20 protein-coding genes are annotated in these 24539 nt (G+C 36.0%); 11 read left to right on the top strand and 9 right to left on the bottom strand.

Translation table 11 applies throughout. The features are described from left to right. Window positions 1-103: 103 nt before the first annotated feature. Genes hemH through orn form a run of 3 tightly spaced genes read right to left on the bottom strand, consistent with a single transcriptional unit; the run spans window position 104 to window position 2925 of the window. Entirely contained in the window at window positions 104-1075 is a 972-nt protein-coding gene (hemH, locus tag H3S88_RS10930) for a ferrochelatase (RefSeq protein WP_198228842.1), read from the bottom strand. A 9-nt stretch (window positions 1076-1084) separates the two neighbouring features. Continuing rightward, window positions 1085-2356, bottom strand: coding sequence for a lipid IV(A) 3-deoxy-D-manno-octulosonic acid transferase (gene waaA, locus H3S88_RS10925; RefSeq protein ID WP_198228843.1), 1272 nt, complete (start codon window positions 2354-2356; stop codon window positions 1085-1087). A gap of 5 nt (window positions 2357-2361) precedes the next feature. Then, the gene (orn, locus tag H3S88_RS10920; protein WP_039127389.1) at window positions 2362-2925 is read right to left on the bottom strand and encodes an oligoribonuclease; all 564 of its coding nucleotides are present in this window, start codon (window positions 2923-2925) and stop codon (window positions 2362-2364) included. A 79-nt stretch (window positions 2926-3004) separates the two neighbouring features. Here orn and rsgA point away from each other — a divergent pair, with 79 nt between their 5' ends. Then, the gene (gene rsgA / locus H3S88_RS10915; protein ID WP_198228844.1) at window positions 3005-4033 is read left to right on the top strand and encodes a small ribosomal subunit biogenesis GTPase RsgA; all 1029 of its coding nucleotides are present in this window, start codon (window positions 3005-3007) and stop codon (window positions 4031-4033) included. Window positions 4034-4157: 124 nt separating this feature from the next. On the opposite strand, the gene H3S88_RS10910 is transcribed toward rsgA, so the two are convergent. Both H3S88_RS10910 and dauA read right to left on the bottom strand, forming a co-directional pair. After that, entirely contained in the window at window positions 4158-4700 is a 543-nt protein-coding gene (locus H3S88_RS10910; protein WP_065737884.1) for an HdeD family acid-resistance protein, read from the bottom strand. Window positions 4701-4888: 188 nt separating this feature from the next. Further along, on the bottom strand, window positions 4889-6562 hold the full coding sequence (gene dauA / locus H3S88_RS10905) for a C4-dicarboxylic acid transporter DauA (RefSeq protein WP_198228845.1): 1674 nt from the start codon (window positions 6560-6562) through the stop codon (window positions 4889-4891). A gap of 242 nt (window positions 6563-6804) precedes the next feature. On the opposite strand from dauA, the gene H3S88_RS10900 reads away from it, so the two are divergent. Further along, entirely contained in the window at window positions 6805-8166 is a 1362-nt protein-coding gene (locus tag H3S88_RS10900) for a histidine-type phosphatase (protein WP_198228846.1), read from the top strand. Between the two features lie 61 nt (window positions 8167-8227). On the opposite strand, the gene dtd is transcribed toward H3S88_RS10900, so the two are convergent. From dtd to rpsT, 4 genes are all read right to left on the bottom strand, one after another. After that, window positions 8228-8662, bottom strand: coding sequence for a D-aminoacyl-tRNA deacylase (gene dtd, locus H3S88_RS10895; protein WP_039127398.1), 435 nt, complete (start codon window positions 8660-8662; stop codon window positions 8228-8230). 7 nt (window positions 8663-8669) lie between these two features. Beyond that, window positions 8670-9509 carry a virulence factor BrkB family protein gene (locus tag H3S88_RS10890; protein WP_039127423.1) on the bottom strand — a complete coding sequence of 280 codons (840 nt, stop codon included), beginning with the start codon at window positions 9507-9509 and terminating at the stop codon, window positions 8670-8672. Between the two features lie 10 nt (window positions 9510-9519). Next, entirely contained in the window at window positions 9520-10134 is a 615-nt protein-coding gene (locus tag H3S88_RS10885) for an SPOR domain-containing protein (protein WP_039127401.1), read from the bottom strand. Between the two features lie 108 nt (window positions 10135-10242). Next, window positions 10243-10506 (bottom strand): 30S ribosomal protein S20, encoded by a 264-nt coding sequence (gene rpsT / locus H3S88_RS10880; RefSeq protein WP_025316521.1) that lies wholly within the window; start codon window positions 10504-10506, stop codon window positions 10243-10245. A gap of 228 nt (window positions 10507-10734) precedes the next feature. Between rpsT and pgk the strand changes: the two genes are divergently transcribed. From pgk to H3S88_RS10835, 9 genes are all read left to right on the top strand, one after another. Beyond that, window positions 10735-11898: a phosphoglycerate kinase gene (gene pgk / locus H3S88_RS10875; protein WP_025316520.1), complete on the top strand. Its 1164-nt coding sequence runs from the start codon at window positions 10735-10737 to the stop codon at window positions 11896-11898. A gap of 78 nt (window positions 11899-11976) precedes the next feature. Continuing rightward, window positions 11977-13056 carry a class II fructose-bisphosphate aldolase gene (gene fbaA / locus H3S88_RS10870; RefSeq protein ID WP_039127407.1) on the top strand — a complete coding sequence of 360 codons (1080 nt, stop codon included), beginning with the start codon at window positions 11977-11979 and terminating at the stop codon, window positions 13054-13056. A gap of 183 nt (window positions 13057-13239) precedes the next feature. Then, window positions 13240-13668, top strand: coding sequence for a 50S ribosomal protein L11 (rplK, locus tag H3S88_RS10865; protein WP_025316518.1), 429 nt, complete (start codon window positions 13240-13242; stop codon window positions 13666-13668). 3 nt (window positions 13669-13671) lie between these two features. Continuing rightward, window positions 13672-14373: a 50S ribosomal protein L1 gene (gene rplA / locus H3S88_RS10860; RefSeq protein ID WP_198228847.1), complete on the top strand. Its 702-nt coding sequence runs from the start codon at window positions 13672-13674 to the stop codon at window positions 14371-14373. A 230-nt stretch (window positions 14374-14603) separates the two neighbouring features. After that, window positions 14604-15101, top strand: a complete 498-nt coding sequence (rplJ, locus tag H3S88_RS10855; protein WP_025316516.1) for a 50S ribosomal protein L10 — start codon at window positions 14604-14606, stop codon at window positions 15099-15101. Window positions 15102-15162: 61 nt separating this feature from the next. After that, the gene (gene rplL, locus H3S88_RS10850; protein WP_025316515.1) at window positions 15163-15531 is read left to right on the top strand and encodes a 50S ribosomal protein L7/L12; all 369 of its coding nucleotides are present in this window, start codon (window positions 15163-15165) and stop codon (window positions 15529-15531) included. Window positions 15532-15779: 248 nt separating this feature from the next. Then, window positions 15780-19808 (top strand): DNA-directed RNA polymerase subunit beta, encoded by a 4029-nt coding sequence (gene rpoB, locus H3S88_RS10845; RefSeq protein ID WP_198228848.1) that lies wholly within the window; start codon window positions 15780-15782, stop codon window positions 19806-19808. 90 nt (window positions 19809-19898) lie between these two features. Continuing rightward, window positions 19899-24116 carry a DNA-directed RNA polymerase subunit beta' gene (gene rpoC, locus H3S88_RS10840; protein WP_065737878.1) on the top strand — a complete coding sequence of 1406 codons (4218 nt, stop codon included), beginning with the start codon at window positions 19899-19901 and terminating at the stop codon, window positions 24114-24116. Between the two features lie 83 nt (window positions 24117-24199). Continuing rightward, window positions 24200-24511, top strand: a complete 312-nt coding sequence (locus H3S88_RS10835; protein WP_086308311.1) for an antibiotic biosynthesis monooxygenase — start codon at window positions 24200-24202, stop codon at window positions 24509-24511. The last annotated feature ends 28 nt before the right edge of the window (window positions 24512-24539 follow it).

Below are 24539 nucleotides of genomic sequence, written 5' to 3'. Positions count from 1 at the left end.
TTATTATGAATATTAATCAGTCGTACATTTGAAAACAAAATATTAAAGGTCTAAAGCGATAATTAATTCCTTTTTAGCCCTATTTTTGTCAAAAAGTTTCAGGTTAACTATACGTTTGAGTATAATTTATTAGATCTTTAATTAAATCAATTTGTAAATTAGAATCATTTAACGCATGAATATAATGAAACTTTTTGCCTCCAGCCTGTAAAAATAGTTCTCGATTTTCTTCGTTAATTTCGTAAATGGTTTCAATACAATCCACAGAAAATCCAGGACAAATAACATGAAGATATTTAACGCCATCATGTGCTAACTTTTCCAAAAAATCACTGGTATTTGGCGTAACCCATTTTCCTTTACCAAATTTAGATTGATAAGCCATTTCAATGGGAATATTAATGCCATTAGCTTCACATTTCTCAATTAATAATAATGTGGTTAGTTGGCAACGCTCTATGTAATCATCTTTACGTTTATGAATATAACGTTCAGGAATTCCGTGATAAGATAGTACTAATACCTCGGGCTCTCCTTGCTCTTCAAATGCTTGTTTAATTTGCAAATATAGAGCATTAATATAACTTGGATGATCAGCATAATCGCGGATGTAATGAATATTATTGGTTATTGATTGAGATGATTTAATTGTCTTTAGTTTATCAAGCACCGCTAATGTTGTTGTGGTCGAATATTGGGGAAATAATGGTAATACCGTTATTTTCTTACACGATTGCAGTTTATTTAAGGCAAATTGAAGATTCGGCTCGCCATAGGTCATGGCTAATTGACAATGTATATTAGGTAATTCCTGTTGTAATTTGTCACACAGTTGTTGGCTATAATGCATCAATGGTGATGAATTATCTATCCAAATTTTTTTATAGTGGTTAATAATATAAGGTACTCGTTTTGGTAACACTCGATACTTTAAAATTGGATACCAAAAAAAAGCAGGCAAATCCACTACATGCCTATCTAGTAAAAATTCGGTTAAATAGTGTTTTATTGCATCAGGCGTGACAGCGCTTGGCGTTCCGAGATTAACCAGTAATAACCCTTGTTTTTTATCCATAGCTAATCCTTATTTTGAACAAAGATAATGGGTTATAATACCAAGAAGCCGATCTAATGCACCTTGATTTTGCTTTAATACTTGGTAGGCATTTTCACCAATTTGTTGGCTATCTGTTTTATTATTTAATAGGTTGTTTACTACTAAATATAAAGCTTCTGCTGTGCTGTCACAAATTATCATTCCGTTTGCAGCAATTAACTGTTCGCAGATGATTTTAAAATTGAAAAAATATTGACCGCTAATAATTGGAATATGATGTAAGGCTGGTTCTAGAGGATTATGTCCACCATGGTCGACTAAGCTACCACCAACAAAGGCAATATCTGCCATGCTATAAAGTTCTAACAGTTCACCCATGGTATCACCCAAGACCACTTGTGTTTGATCGGTTGGAATTTGGTTCGAGCTACGGGTTATATAATTAAATTCATTATTTTTAATGAGTTTTTCGACTGTTTTAAAACGTTCAGGGTGACGGGGCACTAGGATTAATAATAAATTAGGATGCTGTAACAATAATTGTTTAAATGCTTTTAAGATGATTTCATCTTCACCATCATGAGTACTAGCTGCAATAAAAACGGGACGGTTCAATTGCCATTGTTGTTTTAAGTTAGCAATTTTTTGTTGTTGCTCAGTTGTTAAATTGATGTCGAACTTAATACTGCCTGTTACGGTTAGATGATCGCTGGGTAAACCTAATGCTGTAAAGCGTTCACCATCTTGATTATTTTGTGCGGCAACCATGCTGATTTTTGCTAGTAATTGCTTAATGGTTGTGCCTAGCTTACTGTAACGATTTGCTGAGCGTTCGGACAAGCGAGCATTAGCAATAATCAAAGGGATAGCGTTCTTATGGCATTGGCTAATAAAATTAGGCCAAAGTTCGGTTTCCATAATAATGACTAATTTGGGTTGGGTTATTTTTAAAAAACGTTTGATAGCGCACGGTAGGTCATATGGTAAATAGACATGGCTCACACTGTCTTTTAATAATGATTTAACTCGCTCAGAGCCTGTTGGTGTCATGGTTGTAACGGTAATGGGTAAAGCGGGATATCGTCGCTGCAATGCTCTAATAAGTGGAACAGCGGCAATGGTTTCACCCACGGATACCGCATGGACTAAAATACCATTTGCTTTCACTTTATTTTTGCAAAAACCATACCGTTCAAACCAACGTTTACGGTATGCTGGTGCTTTGTGGCTGCGCCAAAGTAATCTTATCCATACCAATGGCTGAATAAGATAGAGTAAAATGGTATAAAGTAATTGCATATCAATTAGTTCTTAAGCTTAAAAAAATGTTGGCGATAATAAATAAGCTCGGCAATTGAATCACGAATATCATCAAGCGCTTGATGGGTACTTTGCTTTGTAATTCCTTTTAAAATTTCAGGTTTCCATCGTTTAGCTAATTCTTTTATGGTACTGACGTCTAAATAGCGGTAATGAAAATAACTTTCTAAATTAGGCATATAGTTAAATAGAAAACGACGGTCTTGACCAATAGTGTTACCGCAAATTGGTGAGCTGTTTGCAGGTACCCACTGTTTTAAAAATTCGATAGTTTGTTGTTCTGCTTGTTGTTCATTAACGGTACTTTGGCGTACTCGTTCAATTAAACCAGATTTGCCGTGGGTATTTTTGTTCCAATCATCCATTAAGGCTAATTGATCGTCGGATTGATGAATGGCAATAACAGGGCCTTCAGCTAAAATGTTTAAATTAGAATCAGTTACAATAGTTGCAATTTCAATAATACGATCAGTTGCTGGATTAAGCCCAGTCATTTCAAGATCGATCCAAATAAGATTGTTGCTGTTAATTTGTGATTGTGTGGTCATAATTTGTTATAGAAGTTTTCTTTTTGATGCCGAGTAGTGTAGCATAACTGTCAAACTGTTTTAGCAAAAATTAGTGACTGTGGCAAAAAATCAACTATCCAAAAATCAAAAAAGACGCGTGGCGGCTAAACACCAACAACGATTAGAAACCAAACAAGATGAAAATCTGTCAAATTTTTCATCACCCCGTGATGGTGTGGTAATAAGTCGTTTTGGTAAGTCGGCTGATGTCGAAGATAACGCTCAAAACATTTATCGCTGTAGTATTCGGCGTACTTTACCATCGTTAGTGACAGGCGACAAAGTCGTGTGGCGCGAAAGTTTGGAGCCCAATACCAATGGCATTATTGAGGCGGTACATGCAAGGCATTCTGAGTTGGTTCGTCCTGATTTTTATGACGGAGTTAAGCCTGTGGCCGCCAATGTTGATCAAATAGTGATTATTTCAGCGGTTTTGCCTGAATTATCACTTAATATTATTGATCGTTATTTAGTGGCTTGCGCAGTAACCGATATTGAGCCAATCATTGTCTTAAACAAAATTGATTTATTAAATGCTGAACAACGAGTAGAAGTTGAAAAGCAATTAACTATTTACACAAATATTGGCTATCAAGTTTTATATGTTTCTTGTCAAAATCACCAAGGAATTGCTGCATTGCAGACTGTCTTGCAGGATAAAATATCCATTTTAGTTGGGCAGTCAGGTGTCGGTAAATCAAGTATTATTAATTTATTATTACCACATCAATTGCAATCGGCTATAACTGGAAATATTTCTGAATTATCCGGTCTTGGACAACATACTACTACTTCAACCAGACTTTATCATTTGCCAAACGGAGGTGATATTATTGATTCACCAGGTATTCGTGAATTTGGTTTATGGCATCTAGAGCCAGAACAGGTAATTAGTGGTTTTAAAGAGTTCGATGACTATTTAGGTGGATGTCAATTCCGTGATTGTAATCATCTTGATACGCCAGGTTGCTTATTACAACAAGCTGTAAGAGATGGCAAAATCGCACTTTCAAGATTAGATAATTATCATCGAATTTTACAGACCATGAAAGAAGTAAAAGCTAGAACGAATAAAAGTTATAAATAACCGTTTATGGTGAATTTGAATATCGTTAATTTTAATTGATTCAAACGTTTTTGTTATTACAACAAGTAAGGGTTGCTTACATTATTTAAATAGCAATTATGGGCAACCCTTTAATATTAAAGCATCAGTTTTTTACAGCAAAACCAATTGCTACATATGCAAAACCTTGGAATATAAGGTCAATACCTAAAAACATTCCCAATACCCAAAGACTATCATATGGCCAGCCAGTAATTATCATCAAACCTAAAATTAGGGTTATAATACCAGAAGTGAGTACCCATCCCCAACGCGGTAAATTTCGATTACTAAAAGAGGCAAAAATTTGCGTAAATCCACTCATAATTAGCAATATTGCTATCACTAAAGTTAAAGCTGATGAAACCGCAATCGGCCGGAAAAAAGAGATTAAGCCAACAATAATGTATAAAATTCCCATTATTGCCCATAATGCCGTTTGACCAAAGCCTTTAAGGTTAAATGAATTTATTGTTTGTGCGATTCCTGCAATTAAAATTAATGTACCAATAAAATAGACAGAAAAAACAGTAGCCATGAACTGATAGCCTAAGGCTAAACATCCTAATACAATTAAAATAAAGCCAACTACGATTAACCAATTTGATTTTTGTTTTATATATTGAACGTTGTTTTCATCAGATATCATATTATTTTCCTACTTTTATATTTAAGTTTACATTTAAATAAAATATCTTTCTGATCATAGAGTTGCTAATCATAGTTAGCAGCAGAAAAGAAAGATCGCGGAGGTAATGATTACTACTGATCTGTGGTATTCTTTAGGTGTACCACAGATCTTACTACTTATTGAATAACTTAAAAACTACGATGAAACTACTCTTTATCTTTCAATGCTTCATCTAATGTTGAGAAGAACATTAGTTTATTAGGGATAGGTACAATTTTGGCGCGAGCTAATGTTTTTAATGGCTGAAATTGCAATTCACAAATTGATAAATCAACGTGTTTTGGCAATTCATCAATAAAATGTATTAAGGCATTAAGTCCGCCAGCGTCAAGAATTGGTACGGCGTCCCATTGTAATATAATATGCTCATATCCGTTAATTTTTTTATAAAGCTCAACAAAAGTTTTTTCTGCCGCAGCGAAAAACAGTGGGCCATTAACACGTAAAACTAAGGTTTTATCATCACTTCGATTTAGCTCAACTAAGCGAGTCATTCGAGCAATACGGCGCATAAATAATATGGAAGCCAATACTATGCCAAGTGTAATTGCTATAACCATATCGAATAATACGGTAAGTGACATACAGATTAACATAATTAAAATATCATCTTTAGGTGCGCATTTGATGATATATATCACTCGTTGCACGGCACTCATATTCCAAGCCACTATTAATAGCAGAGCGGCCATTGCTGATAGTGGAATATAAGATAAAAGTGGTGCAAAGCAAATAAGAGCAAGTAATACTACTAATGAATGTAATACTGCTGCAATAGGTGATGTAGCACCTGCTTTGACATTCGCAGCTGAGCGTGCGATAGCGGCGGTAGCCGAAATACCTCCAAAAAACGGTGCAATAATATTGCCTAGACCTTGACCTATAAGTTCACTGTTTGAGTGATGTTTTGTGTGGGTCATCTCATCTAACACTACAGCACAAAGCAGTGATTCAATAGCGCATAACATTGCCATAGTCAATGAAATCGGCAGTAAAGCAGAAAGTGTCGTCCAATCCCAATTAAATTCAGCAGTTTCCCATGGTAATACAAATTCAGGTAGTACCGAAGGAATACCATGACCAATAGTATTATCAGCAAGTGTATAGGTAAATCGTGATCCTATCGTTTCAATCTGATAACCGAATTGATTAAATATAAACATGACAATAATACCTGCAACTAATGCAGGTAAGTGACCAGATATCTTCACTCGAAATTTTGGCCATATAATTAATACAAACAGTGTTACCATTCCGACAATTGTGTCTGCAATATTAATTGATGGTAAAGTTTTAGCTAATTCAATAACTTTGCTTACATAACTTTCAGGCATATGTTCAAGAGTCAAACCGAAAAAATCTTTAATTTGCATAGTAGCAATGGTAATTGCTATGCCTGAGGTAAAACCTAATACTACAGGTAATGGAATATATTCAATTAATCTTCCTAATCGAATCATGCCCATCAATATTAGAAAAACACCCGATAATAATGTTGCAATTAATAATCCAGATAAACCATATTGTAATGATACTGGATATAAGATAACGACAAATGCGGCGGTAGGTCCCGAAACACTAAAACGAGATCCTCCCGTTAGAGCAATAACAAAACCGGCTATAATTGCGGTATAAAGTCCATGTTGTGGTGGAACGCCACTGGCAATTGCAAGAGCCATTGCTAGTGGTATAGCGATAATACCAACGGTTATCCCAGCTATTAAATCTTTGAAAAAACGCGTTGTGTTATAAGGGGTAATTATACATGCTGAAATAAATGCACAGCTAATTTTGGTGCCAGAAAGGCCATATAATTTCATTATTTTTGATTAATTAAATGGAAGTTATCTTGAATGCTTAATAAGATAATCTTTTTTACAAAAAATAAAAGAGCGTTATGAAAATAATCATCTTCTTTTTGTAAAATTTTACTATAGATCGAGTTTAGAGAAGTGGCTGTGTTAATATACGAAACGAATATTGATTCTTGAGGCATCTATTAACCACGTTTTCATCTTAATCCTAATTGCGTTAATATTAGTATTTAAATGGAGATAAAAATATGATTATGTACAGTTCGCGTAAATTATTGACTGTTTTTCTATTTACTTTTACTTCATTAAGTTTTGCTCAAACCAATGTGATTGCTGGTTCCAAAACAGCTTACCAATACAATTCTAACCAAACTCTTACTTCTGCTCCAACAGACTATCAAGCTTTTTATATTGATCATATTGGGCGCCATGGCTCGCGGTATATAAGTAAATCAAAGCATGAAGAGCTTGCTTATCACATTCTATCATTGGCTGAGAGTCAGCATCAATTGACTGATTCAGGAAAAGATCTTCTTAGGCAAGTCACTATCCTTAAGCAATTAAATCAGAACCACTATGGTCAGCTTACCAATCTGGGTCGCAAAGATATTAGTTTGATAAGTAACCGAATGCTGGAAAATAATCCAACAGTATTTAAAGGACAAAAAATTGAAGTTATTTCAAGCAGTTCTCCAAGAGCAAAAGAAACAGCAGAAATTTTTATTGATTCTTTTAAAGCTAAATACCCTAATATTCATGTGGTTCAACAACCAGACAATGAACAAACATTATTGCGCTTTTTTGAGTATTCTCCTGCCTATAGTGAATATAAAAAAAGTAAAGTAGTGAAAGATGCCGTGAAATCTCTTGAGTATGCTTCTCAAACTAAACAGATGAGTAAACAAGTTGCCAAAGGCATTTTTAAAAAATCTTTTTTAATTAAGTTAAAAAAGGGATTGGATGAATCTGAGGATACATTAGTAAAAACATCGGATTTTGTTATTGCAGTATACCAATTGTATCAAGAATTGCAGGCTTTTTCGCCACAAGTTTTAACGGACAATCATCTTGATTTAGATCGTTATTTTTCAGCAGAACAAAAGACATGGCTTAATACAGTTGTTACTACAAAAAATTATTTGCAAATAGGCCCTGCCTTTGATGCTACAGGTATTCAAATTAAAATTGCTGCACCATTATTATGGGATATGATTCACTCTGCTGATAAGGCAATAGTTGATAATAATGTGGATGCTAATTTGCGCTTTGCGCATGCTGAAACGGTTTCACCATTAGCCACTTTACTTGAAATTGAAGGCTCTGCTAATGTTACTAAAACACTGTTTAATTATCCTACTGTATGGCGAGCAGATAAAATTATCCCTATGGGGGCGAACATTCAATGGATTTTTTATAAAAGTAAGCAAACTCATCAACCGATTTTAATCAAAGTATTACTAAATGAGCGAGAGGTACATTTACCTATTAAAACCGATAGTTACCCTTATTATCGATGGAATGATGTAAAACAATTTTATGTTAATAAACTGAATAAATTAGGTTTAGATGAGAACCAGTCAGCAATAGAGATGTTAAAAAATCTAAAATAAATTAACAACTATAAATATTATGTCCTTATATCAGGGCATAATATTCAATATTGTGATTATATTAGACTTGTAGCCAGAATGTTACTGGTCCATCATTTATCAAAGAAACCTGCATGTCCGCTGCAAATTGTCCTGTTTGTGTATTAATTTTCTTTTTACATTGTTCAACAAAAAATTGATATAGTTTATTGGCTTCATCCGGTTTTGCACCTTTAGTAAAACTAGGGCGCATACCCTTTTGTGTATCGGCTGCTAGTGTAAATTGAGAAACAACTAATAGTTCACCATTAGTTTGGCTAACATTTAAATTCATTTTGCCTTCATTATCACTAAATATTCGGTACCCTAGAACTTTTTCACATAAGCGTATTGCTTTTTGCTCATTATCTTCTTGTTCTACACCTAATAATACTAGTAATCCATGATTAATCTGTCCAATAACTTGATTATCAACCGTAACACTAGCTTGTTTAACACGTTGGATTAAGGCGATCATAAAATAATTACTCTGGTAATGATTGATTTTCAACTGCGTGCTTTTTGCGATTAAAGTCCGTTAAGGTTGCTGCAAACTCAGCGCCAAACAAAACAATGCACCAAGAAAAATAGATCCAAACTAACATAATGGGAATTGATGATACAACTCCATAAATAAGTTGATAAGTTGGAAAAGAAGTTATATACAGCGCAAATGCTCGTTTTCCTAATTCAAATAATATTGCTGCGACAATGGCTCCAACTATGGACTCTTTAAAAGGTACTGATTCAGTAGGAATAATACTATAAAGCAACCAGAAACCAGCTACAGATATAAAAAATGGTAAAGAACTGAATAGAAAGTTACCTGTTGTCGCAGTAGAAAGCCATTTTAGTGAAAACACATAAGAACTTATTGCAACACTTGAACCAGCTAAAATAGGGCCTAAAGTTAATATGGTCCAATACATCGTTAGATTGTACATGAATGATCGCTTACGCTTGGTTTTCCATATGTGATTTAGCGCAGTATTAATTGAATTAATTAACAGAAGCGATGTAACAATTAAACCGATTACACCCATAAAGGTCATTTTTTTAGTATTGCCAATAAATTGTTCTAAATAATTCTCGATAGTGTCACTAGCCGTTGGAACCAAGTTGTTATAAATTATTTTTTTTAATGAAAGACTGACCTCGTCAAACATAGGAAAAGCAGAGAGTAGAGAAAATATAACAGTAATAAGTGGCACTAAAGCAAGGATTGTTGTATAAGCTAACCCAGCAGCGGATGTTGTTAAACGGTCTTGATTTATACGCAACCATAACATTTTAGTAAACAGCTGTATATTTTTGAATGATTTCATATTTTTCTTTTTAGTTAGAAATAATACAATCATTAATCCCATTATTTTTTAATGAGTTTAATGCCTTATCTGCCTCATTTTTATTAGTATATTGTCCTGCAGTGACTCGATATAATTGACCAGAAGATATACTACCACTGATGCCAATCATTGCAATTCTTGCTTTAAGGGTTTCGGCGTTAGCTTTATCTTTGAATGCTCCGCACTTCAGTATCCATTTATTTGCAGTACCAACATTTTGCGTAGTTATAGATGAAGTGGTTTCTTGCTTGGTCACACTATTATTTTTAGTCGGCGGCGTGACAGGACGTGAATTATTGACAAAGCTATCTAAAATTTGTTGCCGTTCACTTGCTCTTGAATCATAACTAGCATTTGGAGTTTCAAGTTCTTTAAGATAAGTCCAACGTTCTTGCGGTCGTTCTGGTAATGTTATTGCCGGAGGTTGGGTTTTTACTTTTGGGGGTTTAACTGGTTGAGTTGGTTTGTTATTCGCAACGTAATAGAGAATAGTAGAAAATAGAATAATGATAATAATGGCCAAAAATATCATTAAATTAGGCTTATTTCGTGAATTATTTTTTTTTGATCGGCTCTTTTTTCTTACATAATCACGCTGAACCACAATATACTCTCTTATTAATATCGAATAACGGATTAATACAAATAAAAAAAGTGGCTTACACCACTTTTTATTATTCTTTCTAACTATAATAGTTAATAGATAACAGCATTAAGCCAATGCTTTAATCTGCTTAATTAAATTCGCTTTATGACGTGCAGCTTTGTTTTTGTGGATTAAGCCACGAGCCGCTTGACGATCAACAACTGCCTGCATGTCTTTGAATGCCACTTCAGCTGTTTGTTTATCACCAGCTGCAACAGCTGCGTAAACTTTTTTAATATAAGTACGCATCATTGAACGGTTACTAGCATTATGTTTACGGCGTTTTTCGGATTGAACCGCACGTTTCTTAGCTGATTTGATATTAGCCAAAGTCAACTCCCAAGTTTAGATAAAAATTACATATTAATAAGGCGGCAAAATATGCCTGATTTTCTCTCTATTGTCAATGCTGTTATATAAAATTTTTTACCTTGATAACAAATTTTTTATTTCTATCAGATGTTCAGTATGTGAACAATAATGGTTGTAACCTAAAAGAAAATTTTATGTTAGAATAGTCATAATTTTATTATATTGATATTTATAAGAGGAAGTCACATGTCTATTATTAGAATGCAAGATCTTGATCTAAAAGGAAAACGTTTATTTATTCGTTCAGATCTTAATGTGCCAGTTAAAAATGGTAAAGTAACCTCTGATGCGCGAATTAAAGCATCACTACCGACTATTGAAGAAGCGATCAAGAAAGGTGCTAAAGTAATGGTTACTTCTCATATTGGTCGCCCAACGGAAGGGGAGTATAATCCTGAATTTTCATTACAACCTGTTGTTGATTACTTGAAAGAACATGTATCTTTCCCTGTTCGTTTAGTAAAAGATTACCTTGATGGTGTGGATGTTAAAGAGGGTGAATTAGTTGTTCTTGAAAATGTGCGTTTCAATGTCGGTGAAGGTAAAGATGATGAAACTTTATCTAAAAAATACGCTGCACTTTGCGACATTTATGTAATGGATGCTTTTGGTACTGCTCACCGTGCACAAGCTTCAACTCATGGTGCTGGTAAATTTGCTCCTGTTGCTTGTGCAGGTCCATTATTAGCGGCTGAATTAGATGCATTAGGTAAAGCGCTTGATAATCCAGCAAGACCAATGGTTGCTATTGTTGCTGGTTCTAAAGTATCAACTAAGTTAACTGTTCTTGATTCACTTTCAAAAATTGCTGACCAAATTATTGTTGGTGGTGGTATTGCTAATACTTTCATTGCAGCAGAAGGTTATAATGTTGGTAAATCACTTTATGAAGCCGATTTAATTCCAGAAGCTAAAAAACTAATGGCTAACTGTGAAATTCCTGTGCCTACTGATGTACGCGTTGCCACTGAATTTAGTGAAACAGCTACGGCAACTGAAAAATCAGTAAAAGATGTTAAAGAAAATGAGCAAATTCTTGATTTAGGCGATAAATCAGCAGAAGTATTAGCAAATATTATTAAGAATGCAAAAACTATACTGTGGAATGGTCCTGTAGGTGTATTTGAATTCCCTAATTTCCGTCGTGGTACTGAAATTGTTGCTAAAGCAATTGCTGATAGCCAAGGTTTTTCAATTGCCGGTGGTGGAGATACATTAGCTGCAATTGATTTATTTGGTATTGAAGATAAAATCTCTTATATTTCAACTGGTGGTGGTGCTTTCCTTGAATTTGTTGAAGGTAAAAAACTTCCAGCTGTTGCAATGTTAGAAGAAAGAGCAAAAGCATAACATTTTAGTTTAAAAGTAAGGATGAGCTAATTACTCATCCTTACTACTTTTTATATTAATAAATTTATAGGTAATAAAATGGTTACAAAAATTTCTGATGTCGTTAAACCTGGTGTGGTAACTGGTGATGATGTTCAAAAGGTGTTCCAAATTGCACGTGAAAATAATTTTGCCCTACCAGCGGTAAACTGTGTTGATACAAATACAATTAATGCAGTTATTGAAACGGCAGCTAAAGTAGGTTCTCCTGTTATTGTTCAATTTTCTAATGGTGGTGCACAATTTATTGCAGGTAAAGGTTTAAAACTTGAAGGGCAAGAGTGTGCTGTGTTAGGTGCAGTATCTGGCGCTAAACATGTTCATCTTATGGCAGAAAAATATGGCGTACCAGTTATTGTACATACCGACCATTGTGCGAAAAAATTATTGCCTTGGGTTGATGGATTACTTGATGCTGGCGAAACTCATTTTGCTAAAACAGGTAAACCATTGTTTTCTTCTCATATGATCGATCTTTCAGAAGAAACATTAAAAGATAACATTGATATTTGTTGTCAATATCTTGCTCGTATGTCGGCAATGAAAATGACATTAGAATTAGAATTAGGTTGTACTGGTGGTGAAGAAGATGGTGTTGATAATAGCCATATGGATAGTTCAGCACTTTATACACAACCAGAAGATGTTGCTTATGCTTATGAACGTTTGAGCGCGATTAGCCCTCGTTTCACTATTGCTGCATCATTTGGTAATGTGCATGGTGTTTATAAACCAGGTAACGTTAAGTTGACGCCAAAAATTCTAGATAACTCACAAAAATATGTATCAGAAAAATTTAATTTACCTGAAAAATCATTGAACTTCGTGTTCCATGGTGGTTCTGGCTCTACACCAGAAGAAATTGCAGAAGCAGTAAGCTATGGTGTTATCAAAATGAATATTGATACTGATACACAGTGGGCTAACTGGGCTGGTGTTTTAGATTATTACAAAGCGAATGAAGCTTATTTACAAGGACAATTAGGTAATCCTGAAGGTCCTGATGCACCAAATAAAAAATATTACGATCCTCGTGTATGGTTACGTAAAGGTCAAGATTCTTTAGTTGCACGTTTAGAACTCGCATTTAAAGAACTTAACGCAATTAACGTTCTATAATTTGAAGGCAAAAAAAGCAGAATCTTTGGTTCTGCTTTTCATTTTTATCCTGTTTTAAATAAATCTTGCTTTTTGTATAAAGTTGTAGGATAATTCTGCCCTCATTTAACTTAGGGGAGCTGTCTATTTATTAATAGCTGTTATTAATAGAGGCGTTTGCACCCGAGAAAAGGAAAATCAAAAATGGCAAAAAAAGTACAAGCTTACATCAAGTTGCAAGTTGCGGCTGGTGCAGCGAATCCTAGTCCGCCAGTTGGTCCTGCACTAGGTCAACATGGTGTTAACATTATGGAATTCTGTAAAGCATTTAATGCAAAAACAGAAAGCATGGAAAAAGGTTTACCTATTCCTGTTGTTATTACAGTATATTCTGACCGTTCATTTACATTTGTAACTAAAACTCCTCCTGCTGCGGTTTTATTAAAGAAAGCTGCTAAAATCAAGTCTGGTTCTGGCGAACCTAACAAGAAAAAAGTAGGTAAAATTACAAGTGCTCAGATTCGCGAAATTGCTGAATTAAAAGCTGCAGATATGAATGGCGCTACCATTGAAACAATGATGCGTTCTATTGAAGGAACGGCTCGTTCAATGGGCTTGGAAGTGGAGGGTTAATCAATGGCTAAATTATCTAAGAAAGCTAAACTTATCCGCGAAAAAGTGAATGCGACTAAACAATATGAAATTAATGAAGCTATTGCTTTATTAAAAGAATTCGCAACTGCTAAATTTACAGAAAGTGTTGATGTTGCTGTTAATTTAGGTATTGATTCACGTAAATCAGATCAAAATGTGCGTGGAGCAATTGTACTTCCACATGGTACTGGTCGTAGTGTTCGCGTTGCTGTATTTACTCAAGGTGCAAATGCAGAAGCAGCTAAAGAAGCTGGCGCGGAACTAGTCGGTATGGATGATCTAGCTGATCAAATCAAAAAAGGCGAAATGGATTTTGATGTTGTTATTGCATCACCAGACGCTATGCGTGTTGTTGGTCAATTAGGTCAAATTTTAGGACCACGTGGTTTAATGCCAAATCCTAAAGTTGGTACTGTAACGCCTAATGTTGCAGAAGCAGTTAAAAATGCTAAAGCTGGTCAGATCCGTTACCGTAATGATAAAAATGGTATTATCCATACCACTATCGGTAAAGCTGATTTTGATGCAGCGAAACTTAAAGAGAATTTAGAAGCATTACTTGTTGCGTTAAAACGTGCAAAACCAGCCTCTTCTAAAGGTGTATTTGTGAAGAAAGTTAGCCTTTCTACCACAATGGGTGCTGGTGTTGCTATTGATCAAGCAACATTAAATGCAAGTGTTTAATTACTTTTGTTGATTAAACAATAAGAATCGGTTGGTGTCTGGCCTTAACCAGACCCCGTCCAAGACCGTAGGTGTAGTTGAAGTTTAACTACTTAATTTTCCTACGTAGACGGTGACAGAACCTGATAGATATAATAGAGGGATTCTGCTCATCGTGGTTATGCTAGCTACATGTGTAGCTAGTTAAAATCAGTCTAGGCTTTGCCTAGTTTAATCCAGGAGCAATACCAATGGCACTAAATCTTCAAAATAAACAAGAAATTGTTGCTGAAGTTAACGAAATCGCCAAAGGTGCGCTTTCTGCAGTTGTTGCTGATTCTCGTGGCGTAACTGTAGAAAAAATGACTGCATTACGTAAGTCTGCTCGTGAAGCTGGTGTTTATATGCGTGTTGTTCGTAATACGCTATTACGCCGTGTTGTTGAGGGAACTCAATACGAGTGTTTAAAAGATACGTTTGTTGGTCCAACTCTAATTGCATTTTCAAATGAGCACCCAGGTGCTGCAGCGCGTATTTTTAAAGCGTTTGCTAAAGAAAATGATAAATTTGAGATTAAAGCCGCAGCCTTTGAAGGTGAGTTGATTACTGCAGCGAATATTGATCGCTTAGCAACATTACCTACTTATGAAGAAGCATTAGCACGCTTGATGTCAACCATGAAAGAAGCCGCAGCTGGCAAATTGGTTCGTACTCTTGCAGCTGTTCGCGATCAAAAAGAAGCTGCTTAATTGTCAGTATGATTGTGAACGTTATTAATTAATAAAAATTGTAAATTTGGGAAACTATATTATGTCTATCACTAAAGAACAAATTTTAGATGCAGTTGCCGAAATGTCTGTAATGGACGTTGTTGAACTTGTATCAATGATGGAAGAAAAATTTGGCGTTTCTGCAGCAGCAGCTGTAGCAGTTGCAGCAGCTGGTCCAGCTGAAGCAGCAGAAGAAAAAACTGAATTTGATGTAATCTTAAAAGAAGTTGGTGCGAACAAAGTAGCTGTTATCAAAGCAGTTCGTGGTGCAACAGGTTTAGGCTTGAAAGAAGCTAAAGATCTTGTTGAATCAGCTCCAGCAACAGTTAAAGAAGGCGTTAGCAAAGCTGATGCAGATGAACTTAAAAAGGCACTTGAAGAATCTGGTGCAGTTGTCGAACTTAAATAAGTTTATCGATAGCAACCTAAATGGCTGGGGGTTTTTTACCTCCAGCCTTTTTGCGCTGTAAAAAGTCAAAGAATTTTATTTGAAGATTATCAATAAAAAGTAATAAAGAAATAGTATATTTACTAAGCCTAATCAATTGATATTTAAAGATATTTTCGATGAGGTGTCAGGCGTTATTATTTGAAGGTAGTACCCCCTGATGAATATTTAATCATGCTAAAATAGCAGATAAGCAAGTTGAGGAACTAATGGTTTACTCTTATACCGAGAAAAAACGAATTCGTAAGAATTTTGGTAAGCGTCCACAAGTCTTGGATATACCGTATCTTCTTTCTATTCAACTTGATTCGTTCCAGAAATTTATTGAACAAGATCCAGAAGGTCAATATGGCTTAGAAGCCGCATTTCGTTCAATATTTCCGATAAAAAGTTATAGTGGTAACGCTGAGTTACAATACGTGAGCTTTAAAATGGGCGAACCTGTGTTTGATGTTAAAGAATGTCAAATTAGGGGGATCACTTACTCAGCACCGTTGCGCGTAAAATTACGTTTAGTTATTTATGATAAAGATGCGCCAGAAGGAACAGTAAAAGATATTAAAGAGCAAGACGTCTACATGGGCGAAATCCCTTTAATGACGGACAATGGTACGTTTGTGATCAACGGTACTGAACGTGTAATCGTATCACAATTACATCGTAGTCCTGGTGTGTTCTTTGATAGTGATAAAGGTAAAACACACTCTTCTGGTAAAGTTTTATATAATGCTCGGATTATTCCTTATCGTGGCTCTTGGCTTGATTTTGAATTTGATCCAAAAGATAATCTTTTTGCCCGTATTGACCGTCGTCGTAAACTTCCAGCAACAATAATTTTACGTGCTTTAGGTTATGAAACAGAAGAAATTTTAGATATTTTCTTCGAGAAAACTATTTTTGAAGTGGGCAAATCCAAACTGAAAATGGATCTTGTTCCAGAACGTTTACGTGGCGAAACAGCTCTTTTTGATATCGAATCAAAAGGCAAAGTTTATGCTGAAAAAGGTCGTCGTATTACGGCTCGCCACATCCGTGAATTAGATAAAGATAACGTTACTAAAATTGATGTACCTGTTGAATATATAGTTAATAAAGTGTTAGCTAAAAATTATGTCAATGAAGCGACAGGCGAAGTTATTGCTTTTGCAAATACACCAATTTCATTAGAGCTATTGCTTGAATTAACTAATGCGGGCCATAGAAAAATAGAAACATTATTTACTAATGATCTTGATCATGGTCCATTTATTTCTGAAACTCTAAATGTTGATTCAACCCGTGATCGATTAGGTGCATTAGTTGAAATTTATCGTATGATGCGCCCTGGTGAACCACCAACAAAAGAGGCTGCTGAAGCGTTATTTGATAATTTATTCTTCTCTGACGAGCGTTATGATTTGTCCGCTGTTGGTCGAATGAAATTTAATCGTTCTTTAGGTCGTGAAGATATCGAAGGCGAAAGCGTCTTAACAAAAGATGATATCGTTGACGTAATGAAGAAATTAATCAGCATTCGTAATGGTCATGGTGAAGTTGATGATATTGACCATTTAGGTAATCGTCGTATTCGTAGCGTTGGTGAAATGGCAGAAAACCAATTCCGTATTGGTTTAGTTCGTGTAGAGCGAGCTGTTAAAGAACGTTTATCTTTAGGTGATTTAGATTCACTGATGCCACAAGATATGATCAATGCTAAACCGATTTCAGCTGCAATCCGTGAGTTCTTTGGTTCTAGCCAATTATCTCAGTTTATGGATCAAAACAATCCATTATCTGAAATTACTCACAAACGTCGTATTTCAGCATTAGGTCCTGGTGGTTTAACTCGTGAACGAGCAGGATTTGAAGTGCGTGACGTACATCCTACTCATTATGGTCGTGTATGTCCGATTGAGACACCTGAAGGTCCGAACATTGGTTTGATTAACTCATTAGCAGTTTATTCTCGTACTAATGAGTATGGTTTCTTAGAAACGCCATATCGTCGAGTTATCGATGGTATTGTAACTGATGAAATTAATTATTTATCAGCGATTGATGAAAGCGAATTTGTTATTGCTCAGGCTAACTCAAACCTTGATGAAGACGGACGCTTTAAAGAAGACTTAGTTACTTGTCGTTTAAATGGTGAGTCAGGTTTATATAGTCCTGAACAAGTTCACTATATGGACGTATCAACTCAGCAAATCGTATCGGTTGGTGCTTCATTAATTCCATTCTTAGAGCATGATGATGCGAACCGTGCCCTAATGGGTGCGAACATGCAACGTCAAGCAGTACCGACATTAAAAGCGGAAAAACCATTTGTTGGAACTGGTATGGAAAGGGCTGTAGCAGTTGACTCAGGTGTAACTGCAGTAGCTCGTCGTGGTGGTACTGTTCAATATGTTGATGCATCACGCATTGTAATTAACGTTAATGATGATGAAATGTACGCAGGTGAAACAGGTATTGATATTTATAACTTAACTAAATATACCCGTTCTAACCAAAATACTTGTATCAATCAAATTCCATGTGTGAAATTAGGTGAAAAAGTTGAACGAGGCGATGTTCTTGCTGACGGTCCATCAACTGATTTAGGTGAATTAGCATTAGGTCAAAACATGCGCGTGGCTTTCATGCCATGGAATGGTTATAACTTTGAGGATTCAATTTTAGTCTCTGAAAAAGTTGTACAAGATGACCGCTTTACTTCGATTCATATTCAAGAACTATCTTGTATCTCACGAGATACTAAATTAGGTGCTGAAGAAATCACAGCCGACATTCCAAATGTAGGTGAAGCTGCACTTTCTAAACTTGATGAATCAGGTATTGTTTATATCGGAGCTGAAGTTAAAGGCGGTGATATTCTGGTTGGTAAAGTGACACCAAAAGGTGAAACTCAATTAACCCCAGAAGAAAAACTACTGCGTGCGATTTTTGGTGAGAAAGCGTCTGATGTTAAAGATACTTCTTTACGTGTGCCAAATGGTGTTTCTGGTACAGTAATTGATGTTCAAGTCTTTACGCGTGATGGTGTACAAAAAGATAAACGTGCACTTGAAATTGAAGACATGCAATTAAAACAAGCACGTAAAGATTTAACTGAAGAACTTAACATTTTAGAAGCTGCTTTGTTTGCTCGTATTCGTGATGTGTTAATTGCTGGTGGAATTAAAGCTGACAAATTAGATGCTTTACCACGTGAAAAATGGTTAACAATCGGTATTGCGAACGAAGATAAACAAGCTCAATTAGAGCAACTTGCAGAACAGCACGAAGAAATCAAAGCTGAATTTAACAAAAAACTTGAAGCTAAACGCATGAAGATCACCCAAGGTGATGATTTACAACCTGGTGTGTTAAAAATTGTTAAAGTTTATTTAGCTGTTAAACGTCAAATCCAGCCTGGGGATAAAATGGCTGGTCGTCATGGTAACAAAGGGGTTATCTCTAAAATTAACCCAATTGAAGATATGCCATATGATGACAAAGGCCGTCCGGTTGATATCGTATTAAACCCACTGGGGGTTCCATCACGTATGAATATCGGGCAGATTCTAGAAACTCACTTAGGTATGGCGGCTAAAGGTATAGGTCAGAAGATTGATACTATGCTGAAAGAACAGCAAGAATTAGCTAAATTACGCGAATTTATCCAAAAAGCGTATGACCTTGGTTTAGGTGCAGCACAAAAAGTTAATGTTGCTGAATTTACTGATCAAGAAGTCATGACACTGGCACAGAATTTACGTAATGGTATGCCACTTGCTACACCTGTCTTTGATGGTGCTAAAGAGCAAGAAATTAAGGCATTACTTGAACTTGGTGATCTACCAACTTCTGGACAAATTACGTTGTATGATGGTCGTACAGGTGAACAATTTGAACGTCCTGTAACTGTTGGTTACATGTATATGCTCAAATTGAACCACTTGGTTGATGACAAAATGCATGCTCGTTCTACAGGTTCATACAGTCTGGTTACTCAGCAACCATTGGGTGGTAAAGCTCAATTCGGTGGTCAGCGTTTCGGTGAGATGGAAGTATGGGCACTAGAGGCATATGGTGCAGCTTATACCTTACAAGAAATGTTAACTGTTAAGTCAGATGACGTGAACGGTCGTACTAAGATGTACAAAAATATTGTAGATGGTGATCATCGTATGGAACCTGCGATACCAGAATCATTTAATGTATTGTTAAAAGAGATTCGTTCGTTAGGTATTAATATAGAGTTAGACGAAGAGTAATCTTCTCTAGTTCAAATGATTTCTATTTATAGGGATAACTTATTAGTCATAATAAGTTATCTAATTGATTTAACTCCATAGGAGTCAATTGTGAAAGACTTACTAAAGTTTCTAAAAGCACAAACTAAAACTGAAGATTTTGACGCTATCAAGATAGGTCTTGCCTCTCCTGATATGATCCGTTCATGGTCTTTTGGTGAAGTCAAAAAACCTGAAACAATTAATTATCGTACGTTCAAGCCTGAACGTGATGGATTGTTTTGTGCGCGTATTTTTGGACCTGTGAAAGATTATGAATGTTTATGTGGAAAATATAAACGTTTAAAACACCGTGGTGTGATCTGTGAAAAATGTGGTGTAGAAGTCACTCAAGCTAAAGTGCGTCGTGAACGTATGGGGCACATTGAGCTTGCTTCTCCAACTGCTCATATCTGGTTTTTAAAATCATTACCATCTCGTATTGGTTTATTGCTTGATATGCCACTGCGCGATATTGAACGTGTGCTTTATTTTGAATCATTCATGGTTCTTGATGGAGGCATGACGAACTTAGAACGTGGTCAGATTTTAACTGAAGAACAATATTTAGATGCGTTAGAAGAATTTGGTGATGAATTCGATGCACGTATGGGTGCAGAAGCTATCCAAGAATTGTTACGTAATATTGATGTGCAAGCTGAATGCGAAGCACTACGTGACGAACTAGCAACAACAAATTCTGAAACTAAACGTAAAAAATTAACTAAACGTATTAAGATTATTGAAGCATTTATCCAATCAGAAAATAAACCTGAATGGATGATTTTAAATGTATTACCAGTATTGCCACCTGATTTACGCCCACTAGTACCACTTGATGGCGGACGTTTTGCAACATCAGATTTAAATGATCTTTATCGTCGTGTAATTAACCGTAATAACCGTTTAAAACGTTTATTAGATTTAGCTGCGCCAGATATTATCGTACGAAACGAAAAACGTATGCTACAAGAATCGGTTGATGCATTATTAGATAATGGTCGTCGTGGTCGTGCAATTACAGGTTCAAACAAACGTCCTTTAAAATCACTTGCTGATATGATTAAAGGTAAGCAAGGTCGTTTCCGTCAAAACCTATTAGGTAAACGTGTTGACTATTCAGGCCGTTCAGTAATTACTGTAGGTCCATACTTACGTTTACATCAATGTGGTTTACCGAAAAAAATGGCACTTGAATTATTTAAACCATTTATTTACGGAAAACTAGAACGCCGTGGTTATGCCACTACCATTAAAGCAGCCAAGAAAATGGTTGAGCGTGAAGATGCAATTGTTTGGGATATCTTAGATGAAGTTATTCGTGAACACCCAGTATTACTAAACCGTGCACCTACATTGCATAGATTAGGTATTCAAGCATTTGAACCTATCTTAATTGAAGGTAAAGCGATTCAGTTACATCCATTAGTTTGTGCGGCATTCAATGCTGACTTCGATGGTGACCAAATGGCTGTTCATGTTCCTTTAACACTAGAAGCACAGTTAGAAGCTCGTGCGTTGATGATGTCAACCAACAACATCCTTTCACCGGCAAGTGGTGAACCTATCATCGTTCCTTCTCAGGACGTGGTATTAGGTCTTTATTACATGACTCGTGATAAAGTGAATGCTAAGGGCGAAGGCATGATATTAACTGGTCCTAAAGAGGCAGAAAAACTGTATCGCTTAGGGCTGGTAGAATTACATGCAAAAGTGAAAGTACGTATCACTGAAAGTCAGCGTAATAGTGTTGGAGAGTGGGAAGATAGTACATCAGTTGTAGATACAACTGTTGGTCGTGCTATTTTGTGGTTAATTATGCCTAAAGGTATGAGCTTCTCAGTAATTAATCAACCACTCGGTAAAAAAGCGATTTCACGAATTTTAAATATTTGTTATCGCCAATTAGGTATGAAAGAAACTGTTATTTTAGCTGACCAAGTGATGTATACCGGTTTTGCTTATGCAGCTCGTTCTGGTGTTTCAGTTGGTATTGATGATATGGAAATTCCTGCGAAGAAATTACAAATCATCAACGAAGCTGAAATTGAAGTTGCTGAAATTCAAGAACAGTTCCAATCAGGTTTAGTTACTGCTGGTGAACGTTATAACAAAGTTATCGATATCTGGGCCGCAGCTAATGAGCGTGTTGCTAAAGCAATGATGGATAACTTATCAACTGAAAAAGTCATCAACCGTGATGGTGAAGAAGAGGTTCAATCTTCTTTCAATAGTATCTATATGATGGCTGACTCTGGTGCTCGTGGTTCCGCAGCACAGATTCGTCAGTTAGCGGGTATGCGTGGTTTGATGGCAAAACCAGATGGTTCAATTATTGAAACACCAATTACTGCAAACTTCCGTGAAGGATTAAACGTACTTCAGTACTTTATTTCTACCCATGGTGCGCGTAAAGGTCTTGCTGATACTGCCTTGAAAACTGCGAACTCAGGTTACTTAACTCGTCGTTTAGTTGACGTAGCTCAAGACCTAGTTGTTATTGAAGATGATTGTGGCACGTTAGAAGGTGTAGTAATGACACCAGTAATTGAGGGTGGTGATGTTAAAGAGCCACTACGTGAACGTGTACTAGGTCGTGTAACAGCTGAAGATGTATTAAAACCAGGTAGCGCGGATATTTTAATTCCTCGTAATACACTACTTGATGAAAGCTACTGTGATTTGTTAGAAGCTGAATCTGTTGATAGCGTGAAAGTACGTTCTGTGGTTTCATGTGATACTGATTTCGGTGTGTGTGCAAAATGTTATGGTCGTGACCTAGCTCGTGGTCACTTAGTTAACAAGGGTGAAGCAATTGGTGTTATCGCGGCTCAGTCAATCGGTGAACCGGGTACACAGTTAACCATGCGAACATTCCACATCGGTGGTGCTGCATCGCGAGCAGCAGCAGAATCAAGCGTTCAAGTTAAAAATAAGGGTAGCATTAAATTAACAAATGCGAAGTTTGTAACTAACCCAGATAAGAAATTAGTAATTACTTCACGTAATGCTGAATTAACAATTATCGATGAATTAGGTCGAATGAAAGAAACCTACAAAGTTCCTTACGGTTCGATTCTAGCTAAAGGTAATGGTTCAGCGGTTGAAGCTGGTGAAACGATTGCTAACTGGGATCCGCATACTATGCCAGTTATCTCTGAAGCAAAAGGTTTTGTACGTTTTGTTGATATGGTTGATGGTCAAACCATTACTCGTCAAACTGATGAGTTAACCGGTTTATCATCTATCGCGATATTAGATGTAGCTGAGCGTACTGGTGTAGGTAAAGATTTGCGTCCAGCAATCAAAATTGTGGATGCTAAAGGCGATGATATTTATGTCGCTGGTACAGAAATGCTTGCGCAATACTTCTTACCAGGTAAAGCGTTAGTTCAATTAGAAGATGGTGCTGAAATCAATATTGGTGACACACTTGCTCGTATTCCACAGGCATCTGTTGGTACTAAAGATATCACAGGTGGTTTACCACGTGTTGCTGACTTGTTTGAAGCTCGTAAACCGAAAGAACCAGCTATACTTGCTGAAATTGATGGTATTATCTCATTCGGTAAAGAAACTAAAGGTAAACGTCGCTTAATTATCACACCATTAGATGGTAGTGAACCATACGAAGAGATGATCCCTAAATGGCGTCAGCTTAACGTATTTGAAGGGGAACAAGTTGGTCGCGGTGATGTGATTTCGGATGGTCCTGAATCGGCGCACGATATTTTACGTCTACGTGGTGTAAATGCGGTAACACGTTACATTGTTAACGAAGTTCAAGAAGTTTATCGTTTACAAGGTGTAAAAATCAACGATAAACACATTGAAGTCATCGTTCGTCAAATGTTACGTAAAGCAACGGTTATTCATCCAGGTAGTTCTCGTTTACTTGATGGAGAACAACTTGAGGTTTCACGCCTGAAGATTATTAACCGTGAACTTGAAGCGCAAGGTAAAGAACCTATTGTTTACTTACATGATCTGCTTGGTATTACTAAAGCATCACTAACTACTGAATCGTTTATATCTGCAGCGTCGTTCCAAGAAACAACACGCGTATTAACCGAAGCAGCAGTTGCTGGTAAAAATGACGAATTACGTGGTTTAAAAGAAAACGTAATTGTTGGTCGATTAATTCCAGCAGGTACAGGTTATGCTTACCATAAAGAGCGTATGCGTAAACGAGCAATGCCATCGACGGATGATATTCAAACAACAATTTCTGCAGAAGAAGCAACAGCTAACTTAGCTGAATTGCTTAACTCAGCAGAAGAACAACAATAGCCTGTAAAAAGGCTAGAATGTAAATAGCACGCCTATGCGTGCTATTTTTTTGTCAACTATTTGAAATACAAAAGGAGATTTGGATGTATATTGTAATGAATCGTTTTAAGATTAAATGTGGGAGTGAAGATACATTTATTGAAATATGGCGTAACCGAGATAGTCATTTAAAAGACATGAACGGATTTAATCGTTTTTACTTATTACGTGGAAAAAGTGAGGAAGAATATACGCTATTCTCATCGTATACTGAGTGGGAATCTAAAGCAGATTTTGACGCTTGGGTTAATTCCGAATATTTTCAACATACCCATCGTAACACTAACAATCGATCAAATAATAAAGATATTTATTTTGAACCAGCACAATTAGAGTGTTTTGAAACAATTCTATAATCAAAATAATTATAAAAGATAAAATAAG

Origin of the sequence: Gilliamella sp. B14448G11, assembly GCF_016101765.1 — a bacterium.
Taxonomy (GTDB): Bacteria; Pseudomonadota; Gammaproteobacteria; order Enterobacterales; family Orbaceae; genus Gilliamella; species Gilliamella apicola_N.
Note: the sequence above shows the minus strand (reverse complement) of the source record. Positions and strands in the feature narration are given on the sequence as shown.

Bases quoted from the DNA above. Each gene is read 5' to 3' on its own strand.
- dauA (WP_198228845.1), bottom strand. From the start codon at position 6,562: ATGAAATTATATGGCCTTTCTGGCACCAAAATTAGCTGTGCATTTATT.
- H3S88_RS10900 (WP_198228846.1), top strand. From the start codon at position 6,805: ATGATTATGTACAGTTCGCGTAAATTATTGACTGTTTTTCTATTTACT.
- dtd (WP_039127398.1), bottom strand. From the start codon at position 8,662: ATGATCGCCTTAATCCAACGTGTTAAACAAGCTAGTGTTACGGTTGAT.
- pgk (WP_025316520.1), top strand. From the start codon at position 10,735: ATGTCTATTATTAGAATGCAAGATCTTGATCTAAAAGGAAAACGTTTA.
- orn (WP_039127389.1), bottom strand. From the start codon at position 2,925: ATGACCACACAATCACAAATTAACAGCAACAATCTTATTTGGATCGAT.
- H3S88_RS10890 (WP_039127423.1), bottom strand. From the start codon at position 9,509: ATGAAATCATTCAAAAATATACAGCTGTTTACTAAAATGTTATGGTTG.
- waaA (WP_198228843.1), bottom strand. From the start codon at position 2,356: ATGCAATTACTTTATACCATTTTACTCTATCTTATTCAGCCATTGGTA.
- rpoB (WP_198228848.1), top strand. From the start codon at position 15,780: ATGGTTTACTCTTATACCGAGAAAAAACGAATTCGTAAGAATTTTGGT.
- rplJ (WP_025316516.1), top strand. From the start codon at position 14,604: ATGGCACTAAATCTTCAAAATAAACAAGAAATTGTTGCTGAAGTTAAC.
- fbaA (WP_039127407.1), top strand. From the start codon at position 11,977: ATGGTTACAAAAATTTCTGATGTCGTTAAACCTGGTGTGGTAACTGGT.
- hemH (WP_198228842.1), bottom strand. From the start codon at position 1,075: ATGGATAAAAAACAAGGGTTATTACTGGTTAATCTCGGAACGCCAAGC.
- H3S88_RS10835 (WP_086308311.1), top strand. From the start codon at position 24,200: ATGTATATTGTAATGAATCGTTTTAAGATTAAATGTGGGAGTGAAGAT.
- H3S88_RS10910 (WP_065737884.1), bottom strand. From the start codon at position 4,700: ATGATATCTGATGAAAACAACGTTCAATATATAAAACAAAAATCAAAT.
- rplK (WP_025316518.1), top strand. From the start codon at position 13,240: ATGGCAAAAAAAGTACAAGCTTACATCAAGTTGCAAGTTGCGGCTGGT.
- rplA (WP_198228847.1), top strand. From the start codon at position 13,672: ATGGCTAAATTATCTAAGAAAGCTAAACTTATCCGCGAAAAAGTGAAT.
- rplL (WP_025316515.1), top strand. From the start codon at position 15,163: ATGTCTATCACTAAAGAACAAATTTTAGATGCAGTTGCCGAAATGTCT.